The following is a 12,002-nucleotide window of genomic DNA, read 5'->3' on the forward strand; positions in this document are numbered from 1 at the left end:
GCCCGCGACGCCCGCCGCGCCGGTGAGGCCACCCGCCGCGGCGCGCACACCCGGCTGGCCCGCCGCCTCGCCGAGGCAACCGACCTGCTGGCCCCGGCCGGGATCGTGGTCACACCGCTGGACGCAGGTACGGCGACCAGCGTGCTGGCCGCCGCGTGCAACCCCGCCGGTCTGGTGCCGCCGGCCGCGCTCGCGGCCCCCGACGAGGTCATCACCGCAGACCTCCCCGAGGACTACCCGGCCTACCAGCCCGACCCCGACGGCGACGGGTTCCTGGACGAGGCCGGGTTCGACGACCCGGACGCGGCGGCCGGACCCGGCTACGGCGACCGGCTCGACAACGACAACGCCGATGGGGACGGGGACGGCCCAGTGGACGCCGACGGCCCCGACTTCTGGGACCTGCCAGCCCTCCGCCCGCCCGCCGGGCGCTCCGACGGCGGCTCCCGACGGCCAGCACGACACACAGCGCGGAGGGGACACGCCCGATGAGCAGACGAGCCCGACGCCGGGCGCCCGCGCCGACCCACGGCCCGTCCACCCGACCGGTGGACGCCGCCGCGGCGGCGTTCGTCCCGGACGCGCTGACCGTCGCCCCCCGCCACCTCGACGTCGGCGGGGACTTCCTCGCCACCATGGCCATCACCGGCTATCCCCGCGAGGTCCACGCCGGCTGGCTCGCCCCCCTGCTGACCTACCCGGGCCGGGTCGACGTCGCCGTCCACATCGAACCCATCGACCCCGTCACCGCCGCGAACCGGCTCCGCCGGCAGCTGTCGAAGCTGGAATCCGGCCGGCAGCTCGGCGACGAGAAAGGACGGCTCATCGACCCGCGGGTCGAGGCCGCGACCGAGGACGCCTACGACCTGTCGGCCCGCGTCGCCCGCGGTGAAGGTAAACTGTTTCGCCTCGGCCTCTACCTCACCATCCACGCCGCCAGCGAAAACGCGCTCGCCGACGAGGTCGCCGCCGTCCGCGCGCTGGCCGCCAGCCTGCTGCTCGACGCCAAACCCACCAGCTACCGCTCCCTGCAAGGCTGGGTCGCCACCCTGCCCCTGGGGCTGGACCAGGTACGGATGCGCCGCACCTTCGACACCGCGGCACTGAGCGCGGCGTTCCCGTTCACCTCACCCGACCTGCCACCCGCCGACCCAACCTCTCTGGCTCCGACCGGGGTGCTCTACGGGCTCAACGTCGCCAGCAACGGGCTGGTGCACTGGGACCGGTTCGGCGACATCGACAACCACAACGCCGTCATCCTCGGCCGCAGCGGTGCCGGGAAGTCCTACCTGGTCAAACTCGAACTCCTGCGCTCGCTGTACCGGGGCATCGAGGTCCACGTCGTCGACCCCGAAGACGAATACGCCCGCCTCGCCACCGCGGTCGGCGCCAGCTACCTGCACCTCGGCGGCGACAACGTGCGAATCAACCCGTTCGACCTGCCCATCCAGACCACCCCGCACGGCCGGCGGACCGCGCCGCGTGACGCGCTGGTGCGCCGCAGCCTGTTCCTGCACACGGTGATCTCGATGCTGGTCGGGCAGCTGTCCGCCGGTGAACGGGCGGCGCTCGACGTCGCCATCACCGCGACCTACCAGTCGGCCGGGATCAGCTCGGACCCCGGTAGCTGGAGCCGGCCGGCGCCGCTGCTCGCCGACCTCGCCACCGCCCTGGCCGCCTCCGAGGAGCCGGCGGCGGTGGCGCTGGGCGCCCGGCTGCACCCGTTCACGGCCGGGGCGTTCTCCGGCCCGTTCGACGGGCCGACCACCGGCCGCGGCGACGGCCACCTCGTCGTCTACTCGTTGCGCGACCTGCCCGACGAACTCAAAGCCATCGGCACACTGCTCGTCCTCGACGCCGTGTGGCGGCGGGTCTCCAACCCCGCCGACCGGCGGCCCCGCATGGTCGTGGTGGACGAGGCGTGGCTGCTGATGCGCCAACCGGCCGGCGCGGACTTCCTGTTCCGGATGGCGAAGTCGTCCCGCAAGTACTGGGCCGGGCTGACGGTGGCGACCCAGGACACCGCGGACGTGCTCGCTACCGATCTCGGCAAGGCGATCGTCACGAACGCCGCGACCCAGATCCTGCTGCGGCAGGCTCCGCAGGCGATCGACGAGATCACCGCCGTGTTCGACCTGTCCCAGGGCGAACGGCAGTTCCTGCTCTCCGCCGACCGGGGGCAGGGCCTGCTGGCCGCAGGCACCCAACGGGTCGCCTTCCAGGCCCTGGCGTCGCCAACCGAACACCGCCTGGTGACGACGAACCCGGCCGAACTCACCGCCGACGCACCCGATGGCGACGACGACGGCTTCTTCGATCTCGCCGACCCGGACGACCCGGATGATCTGGACGGCCAGATCTACCTCGATACCGCCTGACCAGCACCGACCGGCCACCAGGAGGTCGCAACCATGGATCTACTCGCAGCGGCGACCACCACGCCGTCGTCGCCGATCGCCACCTACCTGACCGACCCCTGGGGCTTCGTCCACCAGCTGCTGAGCCACCTGCGGGCGTGGGCGCTGGCATGGGGACCCGTCGCCGGCCCGCTGCTCGCCATCACCGCCGTCGGCCTGCTCACCCTGCGCCGGTGGGTGGGGCGCCGCTACCAGCAGCGACTCACCGCTGGCGCCCGCCTCGTCACCGTCCTCGCCCCACCCACCGTCGACCCGGCCGGCGCGACCGTACTGTGGTCAAACCTGCTCGGCCTGCTCCGCCCCGGCTGGCGACGCCTACTCGGCCAACCCCACCTGGTGTGGGAGTACCTCTTCGACGCCGACGGGGTCCGTATCCGGATCTGGGTCCCCGGCGTCGTTCCCGACGGGTTCGTCGAACGGGCCGTCGAGGCAGCCTGGCCCGGCGCCCACACCCGCACCACCCCCGCCCGCGCCCCGCTCCCGGTCGTGGCCCGGCCCGGCCGGCGGCTGCTCGCCGCCGGCGGCGAACTCCGCCTCGCCCGCCCCGAAGCGCTCCCGATCCGGGTCGACCACGACGCCGACCCGATCCGCGCCCTGCTCGGCGCGCCCAGCGGGCTGGCCCGCACCCAGCGCGCGGTCGTGCAGATCCTGGCCCGCCCAGTCACCGGCCGCCGCGTCGCCAGGGCGCGCCGTGCCGCCCGCCGGGTGCGCTCCAGCGGCTCGGCGCACCTGATCGGTGGGCTGCTGGACCTGCTCACCCCCCGCACCGGCCGGACGCGGCGCACTCGACGGACCCCTACCCCGGTGACGGTCGACCACCAGACGTCGATGGCCCTGTCGGCGGAGGACCGCGCCATCGTCACCAAAGGCCGCGGCGCCCAGTTCGAGGTCCGCGTCCGCTACGCCATCGCCGCGATCCTCGACGACCACACCGACGACGACACCACCACACAGGTGGCCAGCCAGCTGCGCGGCCGGGCCCACGCGATCGCGTCGGCGTTCGCCGCCTACGGCGACCACAACTACTACCGACGCATCCGGCTACGCCGGCCGCTGCCCGTCCTGGCCTCCCGCCAGTTCGGCCACGGTGACCTGCTCTCCGTTGGCGAGGTCGGAGCGTTGGCGCACCTACCCGTCGATGAGGCGATCCCCGGCCTGCAACGCGCCGGAGCGAAAGCGGTCGCCCCGCCGCCCGGTGTCGCCGGCCACGGCCCCGACATCCGCCCGATCGGCCGAACCGATGCCGGTCACACCCGGCCCGTCGGCCTGCGGGTCCCCGACGCCCGCCACCACCTGCACGTAATCGGCGCCACCGGTGCCGGCAAATCCGAACTGCTCGCCCGCATGACGTTGGACGACGTCGCCGCCCGGCGCGGCGTGGTCAACGTCGACCCGAAGGGCGACCAAAGCATCGACATCCTCGCCCGCTACCCCCTCGATGCCGTCGACCGGCTCACGTTGTTCGACGCCGAGTCGTCCAGCCGGCCGCCGTGCCTGAACCCGCTGGACCAGCCAGACCGGGGACGCGCCGTCGACAACCTCGTCAGCATCTTCAGCCGCGTGTATGCCGACAGCTGGGGGCCGCGTACCGAAGACATCTTCCGCGCCGGGCTGCTCACCCTCGCCGCTCAGCCCGGCGTCCCCGTCCTCACCGACCTGCCCAAACTCCTCAGCGACCCGGCCTACCGGCACCGGGCGTTGGGCGAGATCAACGACGAGATCCTACGCGGCTTCTGGACCTGGTACGAGTCCATCTCCGACGGAGCACGAGCCAACGCCGTCGCCCCCCTGATGAACAAACTCCGCGGCTTTCTCCTGCGTCCATTCGTCCGGGCCGCGATCGCCGCCGGCCCGTCCACCGTCGACATGGACACCGTGCTCAACGACGGCGGGGTGTGCCTGGTCCGCATCGCCCAGGACGCCCTCGGCGTCGAGACCGCCGCGCTGATGGGCTCGATCGTCGTCTCCGCCGTCTGGCAGGCCACCACCCGCCGCGCCCGCCTTCCCCAGGGCAAGCGGCCCGACGCGGCCCTGTACCTGGACGAGGCACACAACTTCTTGACGTTGCCCTACGCGCTGGAGGACATGCTCGCCGCCGCCCGCGGCTACCGCCTCGGCATCACCCTGGCGCACCAGAACCTCACCCAGCTGCCACGGCACCTCGAAGAATCCATCGGCGCGAACGCCCGCTCGAAGATCTACTTCACGGTCAGTCCGGCGGACGCGAAGCGGCTCGCCCGGCACACCGAACCCCGGCTTGCCGAGCACGACCTGGCCAACCTCGGGAAGTTCCACGCCGCCGCCCGGCTCGTCGTCGCAGGGGAAGAAGCCCCCGCCTTCACGGTCGTCACGGAAAAGCTGCCCCCGCCGGTGCCCGGCCGCGCCGCCCAGATCCGCCGGACCCTGCGCTGCCGCGCCGCCACGCCCGCCCCGCCGGCTCCTGCCACACCGGGTCCGCGGCCCACCTCCGATCCCCGCCGCGTCGCCTGACCCGCGCCCCCTGCCCATCCGAAGGACCGCCGATGGCCAAACCGATGCCGCAGCGCGCCCTGCGCGTCCCGCTGCGTCCCGCCACCCGCGTCGTCGCCGACGCCGAGCATCTCGCGAACCTCACCCCCCATCTCACACCGCGCGACCGGTGGATCGCCCGGCTCCTGTTCGAGCACCGGGTCCTGACAACCCACCAGCTCGTCCAGGCCGGCTGGACCACGCGGCGCACCGCGAACGAACGGCTCCTGGCGCTCTACCGGTGGCGCGTCATCGACCGCTTCCAGCCCCACAGCCCCCTCGGTACGGGCATGCCACCCGCGCACTACGTCTGCGACGTCGCCGGCGCCGCCGTCCTCGCTGCTGAGGACAGCATCGACCTCAAAGACACCGGCTACCGCCACGACCGCGCGCTCGGCGTCGCCCACTGGCCCCAGCTCGCCCACCGCGTCGCCGTCAACGGCTTCTTCACCCACCTCATCGCCCACGCCCGCCAGCCGAACCCACCCGGCACCCTGACCGCCTGGTGGTCGGAAGCCCGCTGCCGGCGGGCGTTCGGAGACATTGTCCGCCCCGACGCCTACGGACGGTGGAGCAGCAGCCGCGGCGACATCGAATGGTTCCTCGAACTCGACTGGGCCACCGAGCCCTACCCTCGCCTCGCCGCGAAGATCGGAAACTACGGGCGGCTCGCCGCCGCGACCGGCATCGCCACCCCGGTCCTGTTCTGGTTCCCCACCGCCGGTCGGGAGACCCGTGCCCGCCGGGCCCTGGCCAACGCGGCGGGGCTCGACCAGCCCGACGCCGTTCCCGTCGCGACCACTGCCGCCACCCTGGCTCCACCCGAAGCCCAGCTCGACCCGGCCTTCGCCCGCTGGCTACCCCTGGCCCACAGCCGCGCCGGCCGGCTCACCCTCGACCAGCTGCCCCGCGCCTGGCCCCGGCTGCCGGCGCTCGCGCCGGTGACCGACCGGCCCGGCGAAACCCTCGCGGGGGCGGGCCTGCGGCCTCCCGCGCCGATGCCACCCGAGAAGTACCGGGGGTGACCGGCCACGACCAAGTACCTCGCCGCGGTGGTCCTGCTCATCGTGATGCTGGGGGCCGCCGCCGCGCAGATGGCCGAACGCGTCCTGTGCCTGCCCGTCGTCGGCTGGTTCCTCGGCTGCGGGAGCGGCAGCTCACCCAGCCAGGACGCCCTCGACGACATCCCCGCCGACTACCTGACCCTTTACATGCGGGCCGCCGCCACCTGCCCTGGACTGGACTGGACTGGAGCATCCTCGCCGCCATCGGCAAAATCGCCCCGTTGACCGGACTACCAGCGGAAACGCCGTGGAGGTGCTGGGCTGGCAGCTTCTTGATCGGTAGGAGTCATGCAGCTGATCGAGGGGAGGCTGCATGACCGAGCACGTCACGCGGGATGTCGAGATGATCCGTCTGCCCCGGTGGGGGCGGGTCGTGCCAGCGACGGGCGTACTGCCGTGGCTGCTGGTGGACGACACCGGGAAGGAGGTCGAACCGGTCCGGCGGTTTCTGCTGGATTTCCTCGCGCGCGGGAACCGGCCGGGCAGCGTCCGCAGCTATGCGTACGACCTGCTGCGGTGGTGGCGGTGGCTTCTCTGCACTTGTCAAGCGAGTGACTGTGACTCCGTTGGATCTTGCTGGCTGAGCGTGACTGCCTTCGCGGCGGGCCCGGAGCCTCCGCAAAACCTGTTGGCGGACCACGGCGACCACTGCTACCTTTCCGGAGGCCGCGCCAGAGAACGAGGAGGTGATACCCGTGAACGCAGTATCGACATGGGTGCTCCCCTCCGGGGTCACGGTCGGGCGATAGGTCGTCCGGGAGCGCCGTTCACGAGCACTCCCGAAAGGCACGACCATGCGATTCACTTCCGAACAGCGCCTCGACGACGGTGTCCTCGAGCGCGAACTCACCCTCGGCGAGATCCCCGGCATCCTGTGGACACCCGGATCCGCATCCGCACCGGCCCCGCTGATCCTGCTCGGCCACCCCGGCGGCCTGGGCACGATGCACCCGCGACTGGTGGCCCGGGCCCGGCGCTCCGCGGCGGACGGCTTCGCCGCGGCGACCATCGAGCTCCCCGGAAGCGGTGACCGGCCCCGTTCCGCCGCCGCCGAGGAGGCCCGCGCCGACCTGCGCCGGGCGCTGAAGGCCGGCGAGCCGGTCGACGGCGACATCGTCGACCGGCTCGTCCTCCCGCTGGTCGACAAGGCGGTCCCGGAATGGCAGACGGCCCTGGACGCCCTCCTGTCGCTGCCCGAGATCGGCGGCCCGGTCGGCTACTCGGGAGGGGTGATCGCCATCGGTATCCGGCTGGCGGTGGTCGAGCCGCGCATCTCGGCCGCCGTTCTGTTCGCCGGGAGTTTCGTGCCCCGCACTATGTTCGAAGAGGCTCGGCGGGTCACCATCCCGCTGCACGTCCTGCTGCAGTGGGATGACGAAGGAAACGACCGGCAGGCGGCCCTGGACCTGTTCGACGCCTTCGGCTCCAAGGAGAAGACACTGCACGCCAACATGGGCGGGCACACCGGCGTCCCGCAGTTCGCGGGGGACGCCGCGGCCGGATTCTTCACCCGGCACCTGAGGTGAGGCCGGGCCGTCAGGCCAGCAGCAGACGATAGGAGCTGTCGGCCAGGCCACCGCTCATCGAGGACAGGTCCCGGCCCACCTCGATGAGCGGTGGCTAGCAGATGCACAACCGCCCCGACCGCGGCGGTACCGGCCCCGGTCGGGGCCGGCGCGTCTCCAGATTGACATCGGCGAAGGCCCCGCTGGTGTTGGTGTCCTGATCCGTTCCAGGGGCCGACGGCTGGTAGGCCGAGGTGGATCGGCTCTCGCTGCTGAACCCGGTGCGCCTCGGCACGCTTGTCGCGCAGGAAGGCCAGGGTGAGGTCGATGCCCTCGATCTCACCGAGTGCTGGGAACGATCCCATGGGAACTCAGGTCATCGCGGCGCCGCGATGACGGGTATGCCGAGGCCGACGGGGGCGATGCGGGCCAGCCGCCGGGTGTCCTCGCGTTTCTGCCGGAGGAAGGTGAGGGTGAGGTCGAGGCCGTCGACCTCACCGAGCCAGTTCTCCTGCTCGGCGCGGGCGCGGCGGGCGAGTAGGTCGGCCTCGATTTCGTCGAGGCGCGGCACCATCTTCGGGTTTATCGCCAGCATCGGGCAACGCAGGCAGGCGTGCTCATGCTGGCAAGGAGTTCCGTAGGGGCGGGCACAGCCACCCAACTCGACCTTGCGTTTGTCGAAGTGTTCCTCGAACTCCCTCCATTCATGTTCGGTGACGTCTCCGTACTCGTCGCCGGGGCGGGTGTTGCGGCGCCGGCCGAGGAATTCCTGGTAGTGGCGGACGACGTCCTCGTTGAACACTGCGACGTAGCCCCGCGTGGTTTGGAGGTTCAGGTGGCCGAGCAGGGCCGCGCCGATGTGGATCGGCAGGCCGTTGTTCACAAGTTCCGTCGCGAATAACCTCCGGAAATCGTGGGGGGTGAAACAGGCGGCGCGGAAGCCGGGGTGGCGTTCGGCGAGTTCCTCGCAGCGGCGCCGGAGCATGTTCACCACGGTGGCCGGCGAGACGACCTCCAGGCTGGTACCGATCTTGCGTTGGAACAGGAACGGCATCGCCGGGCTGGCTCGGCGCTCGTGGGGATCGTAGCGTGGCAGCAGCGGGATGGCCCGGCCGTCTCGGGTGTGCCGGCGGATGATCGCGGCGATGACGCTGAACAGCTCGGCGGACATGGGGATGACGCGCTCCCGGTCACTTTTCGAGGGGGCGACCACGAGCAGGGCGATAACCTCGCCGGTGGGCCGCTGGTATTGCCGGATGCTCAGGTGGGTGAGCTCGAGCGCTTCTTCTATTCGGACGCCGGTGTGGCGGAGTATTTCCACGACCGCCCACTCGAAAAACGCGGCGTCTTCGGCGGCTGTGAGGTTGACGGGCTTGCCGGATTCCTGGTCGAGGACCCGCACGTTCGCCGTCCCGCCGTGCCTGACCCGCCGCTCGTCGGCCCGGCTCCACAAACGCTGGTAGGTGCGGCCGTCGAGGGTAATCGTCTCTCCGGCGCCTGCGGTGGAGGCGCGTTCCAGCACGGCGCGCAGGTGTTCGTAGCGGGCCTCCATGTATTCCACCAGAGTGGCCAGCAGCGGTTGGCGTTGGCGGGTGCGGTCGTCCATGCGTTCCTTGACGCGCCGTTTACGGATCCCGAACCCGCGCACATCGGCGTCGGGCACCGGGCAGGGCGCCACCCAGATTGCCCAGCGCTCAGGTTCGGCGGGCGCCCAGGCCTGGATGTCGACATAGAAGGCCCGGACGGCGCGCAGGATCGGCTCGAACTCGCGGCGCCCGCCGCCGTCCGCGCGCAGCGCGACCTGCCCGCGCCAGCGCCGGTAGAGCTCGCCGTCGAGGCGCAGGTCCGCCTGACCGGGGGCGAGCGCCTCAATCGTGGACCAGAAATGGCTGGCCAGGTGCCGGGCAAGGTTGTCCAGCGACGAGTAGTCCAGGTCGGGTTGGCGGCGCTCAAGGTAGGCGACCAGCAGCCGCCGGACGCCGGCGTGGCGGATCGGGTAGCGGCCGACCATCTCCTCGGCACTGAGCCGGCCGGTCAGCAACGCCGCCTTCAGCGTCGCTGGCCCCTGTTCCGGGAAGTGCCCCATCGCGTGCAGCGCCTGCCAGGCCAGGTGCCCCGGGAACCGGCTGCCGGCGCCGCGCGCCCCGAGCACCAGCCCCCCGCGGCGGCACTCCCAGACGTAGTGCAGCAGGGCAGACGGGGTCAGGTCGGCCAGCGCGATGCCCTGGGTGGTCAGGGCGGTCGCGACGTCGAACAGTGCGGTGCCGTGGTGGGCCGGGTTCACCGGCATCTCCTGCACCTGCGCCCAGAACTTCTCCAGCAGCGGGTCGCCCTGTGCGGTGAGGAACCGCGGCCCGTAGTAGAGGAAGGTGTTCGAGCGGAAGGCCGCCAGCGACGGCTGGATGACCCGCAGGCAGAACAGGCACGCGGCACCCGTCCCGATCTGGCTCCGGTCCCGCGGTGCCGAGCGCAGCACGGAGACGGGGTGGCCCGGCTGGTCGAACCCGCTGGCCTCCCACCGCTGCTGCCAGCTCTCACCGGGAAACGTGCTCAGGTGGTGCAGCAGGTCGCGGGTGCCGCGGCTGCGCCGCCAGCGGTTGTCCGCCGACTTCGTCGGCCAGGTCGTGCGCACCGCCTGCGCGATGTCCTCGACGCAGGCGCGGATCAGGTCGCCGCGGGGGCGCGGCGGGACCGCCGGGCGGGGCGCGGGGGCGGCGTTGACGCTGACGAAGCGGCTGCTGCCCTTGCTGCTCTGGCGGGTGGCGCCACCGGCGTCAGGCACCGAACACCGCCTTGATGTCGTCGGGGTCGTAGCCGGCGGCGTAGACGGGCTGCGGCCGGGGCCGGGTGTAGTGCTCGAGAAGCTTGTCGTGCAGGTCCTCCACCCGCGCCGTCAGGTATCGGCCGGTGGTGTCCAGGTGCGCATGCCGTAAGATCGTCTGCACCTCGGCGAGGGTGAGCTTGTCGTCGCCGGCCATCCTGACCGCCGCGGTGTGGCGGGTGTCGTGCGTGCGCCGTGAGGCGCTGTGGTTCGAGTGGAGGTGAGAGACCTTCGCCACCGATCTTGTCGCAGCAGGACGGTGGAGCTGGGGGCAGCCTGATCCGGGTGACGCCGGGGAGGGTGGGAGCAGCCCTGACAAAGCCGGGACGGGTCAGCACCGTCAGATGGTCCGGGTCCGGCGAGCGGGACGGAGAGGAGTACGCGAGGAACCGGCGTGTGACACCCCCTTGATCAGGCACCGGCTCGAACCTGACGGATCTGGGCCGGGAGCGGTGCGTACCCGTCTGGATGTTGGGCGGGGAACTCCGGGGACGGTGGGCATGAGCCGTCCAGGAGGCCACGAGGAAGGTCTGCGGCGTACTCGTGGCGAGGCCGCAGGGGCATAGTCGGGCTCCTCCTCCGACGAGCGAACCACAGTGAACACGGGAACCGTCCCGGGCCTTGCCCTGTCCGCCGCGTCCAGTGGCGATGGCGGGGCTGGGCGCGTCGACCGCCGATCGGTCTGGGGCGGGGCGGAGCCGTCGTAGTACTCCGAGGCCGGGAGAGCCGGCCGCATGGGGAAGGACGGCAGCGGTTTCGAGAAGGGATGGATGCTGCAATGCCGGCAGATGCGCCGCCGAATGGCGGCGCTCCTCGCTCTGGTCCGGCCGGGCCGCGGGTGAGGGTATCGGAGATGCAGGCCAAGCTTCACCGTTGGGCGGCGGCCGATCCTGGCCGCAGGTTCGATGACCTGTTCAATCTCGTGTATGACCCGGCGACGCTGCTGGTGGCGTTCGACCGGGTCGCGGGCAACCGCGGTGCGAACACTCCCGGTGTCGACGGGTTGACCGTCGCCGACGTGGAGGAGCGTATCGGGGTGTCCGGGTTCCTGGACGACCTGCGGGCCGCCGTCAAGGACGGCTCGTTCCGACCGCTGCCGGTGAAGGAACGAAAGATCCCGAAGCCGGGTGGGTCGGGCAAGGTCCGCAAGATCGGTATTCCCGTGATCGCGGACCGGGTCGTGCAGGCAGCGCTGGTACTGGTGCTGGAACCGATCTTCGAGGCCGACTTCCTGCCGGTCTCGTACGGGTTCCGGCCCCTGCGGCGCGCCCACGACGCGATCGCCGAGATCCACCACTTCGGCACCCGGGGCTACCGCTGGGTGCTGGACGCGGACATCGAGGCGGCCTTCGACTCCCTGTCACACACGGCCGTCATGGACCGGGTGCGGCTGCGGGTCAAGGACAAGCGTGTGCTGGCGCTGGTCAAGGCGTTCCTCAAGGCCGGGATCCTCACCGAGCCCGGCGCGGTGCAGGGGACGATGACCGGCACGCCACAGGGCGGCATCCTGTCCCCGTTGATCTTTAACGTGGCGATGTCCGTGCTCGACGAGCATGTGATGGAGCCGTGGAAGCCCGGCGGGCCGATGTCGACCAGCGGGAAACGCGCGTACCGCCGCTCCAAGGGGGCACCGACGTGGCGGATCGTCCGCTATGCGGACGATTTTGTCGTGCTGGTGCATGGTTCG

At 71.7% G+C, this 12,002-nt stretch carries 7 protein-coding genes and 2 pseudogenes; 7 read left to right on the forward strand and 2 right to left on the reverse strand.

Going from position 1 to position 12,002, the window contains the following annotated elements; translation table 11 throughout:
* The 6 genes and pseudogenes from MJ783_RS17610 to MJ783_RS17635 form a co-directional block, all read left to right on the forward strand.
* Nucleotides 1-492 (forward strand): annotated as a pseudogene (locus tag MJ783_RS17610) (PrgI family protein); the annotation flags it as partial.
* The gene (locus tag MJ783_RS17615; RefSeq protein WP_239311676.1) at nucleotides 489-2,378 is read left to right on the forward strand and encodes a VirB4 family type IV secretion system protein; all 1,890 of its coding nucleotides are present in this window, start codon (nucleotides 489-491) and stop codon (nucleotides 2,376-2,378) included. The pseudogene MJ783_RS17610 and the gene MJ783_RS17615, both read left to right, overlap by 4 nt.
* A gap of 33 nt (nucleotides 2,379-2,411) precedes the next feature.
* Nucleotides 2,412-4,907 (forward strand): TraM recognition domain-containing protein, encoded by a 2,496-nt coding sequence (locus MJ783_RS17620; RefSeq protein WP_239311678.1) that lies wholly within the window; start codon nucleotides 2,412-2,414, stop codon nucleotides 4,905-4,907.
* A gap of 32 nt (nucleotides 4,908-4,939) precedes the next feature.
* Nucleotides 4,940-5,950, forward strand: coding sequence for a replication-relaxation family protein (locus MJ783_RS17625; protein ID WP_239311680.1), 1,011 nt, complete (start codon nucleotides 4,940-4,942; stop codon nucleotides 5,948-5,950).
* Between the two features lie 45 nt (nucleotides 5,951-5,995).
* Nucleotides 5,996-6,175, forward strand: a pseudogene (locus MJ783_RS17630) (hydrolase Nlp/P60); the annotation flags it as partial.
* A 608-nt stretch (nucleotides 6,176-6,783) separates the two neighbouring features.
* Nucleotides 6,784-7,515 (forward strand): dienelactone hydrolase family protein, encoded by a 732-nt coding sequence (locus tag MJ783_RS17635; RefSeq protein WP_239311682.1) that lies wholly within the window; start codon nucleotides 6,784-6,786, stop codon nucleotides 7,513-7,515.
* Between the two features lie 355 nt (nucleotides 7,516-7,870).
* Here the strand turns inward: MJ783_RS17635 and MJ783_RS17640 are convergent, their stop codons facing one another.
* Both MJ783_RS17640 and MJ783_RS17645 read right to left on the reverse strand, forming a co-directional pair.
* A complete protein-coding gene (locus MJ783_RS17640; protein WP_239311684.1) occupies nucleotides 7,871-10,276 on the reverse strand; it encodes a site-specific integrase in 2,406 nt (801 codons plus the stop codon).
* Nucleotides 10,269-10,472: a hypothetical protein gene (locus tag MJ783_RS17645; protein WP_239311686.1), complete on the reverse strand. Its 204-nt coding sequence runs from the start codon at nucleotides 10,470-10,472 to the stop codon at nucleotides 10,269-10,271. The genes MJ783_RS17640 and MJ783_RS17645 overlap by 8 nt, the downstream gene beginning before the upstream one ends.
* A 621-nt stretch (nucleotides 10,473-11,093) precedes the next feature.
* On the opposite strand from MJ783_RS17645, the gene MJ783_RS17650 reads away from it, so the two are divergent.
* Nucleotides 11,094-12,002: reverse transcriptase domain-containing protein (locus MJ783_RS17650; RefSeq protein WP_370651673.1), on the forward strand; the 909-nt coding region annotated here is incomplete at its 3' end.

Origin of the sequence: Protofrankia sp. Cj3 (assembly GCF_917627355.1) — a bacterium.
Lineage (GTDB): Bacteria > Actinomycetota > Actinomycetes > Frankiales > Frankiaceae > Protofrankia.

What these genes read in the sequence shown, in the direction of transcription:
- MJ783_RS17620 (WP_239311678.1), top strand. Translation starts at nt 2,412, where the DNA reads ATGGATCTACTCGCAGCGGCGACCACCACGCCGTCGTCGCCGATCGCC.
- MJ783_RS17615 (WP_239311676.1), top strand. Translation starts at nt 489, where the DNA reads ATGAGCAGACGAGCCCGACGCCGGGCGCCCGCGCCGACCCACGGCCCG.
- MJ783_RS17635 (WP_239311682.1), top strand. Translation starts at nt 6,784, where the DNA reads ATGCGATTCACTTCCGAACAGCGCCTCGACGACGGTGTCCTCGAGCGC.
- MJ783_RS17645 (WP_239311686.1), bottom strand. Translation starts at nt 10,472, where the DNA reads ATGGCCGGCGACGACAAGCTCACCCTCGCCGAGGTGCAGACGATCTTA.
- MJ783_RS17625 (WP_239311680.1), top strand. Translation starts at nt 4,940, where the DNA reads ATGGCCAAACCGATGCCGCAGCGCGCCCTGCGCGTCCCGCTGCGTCCC.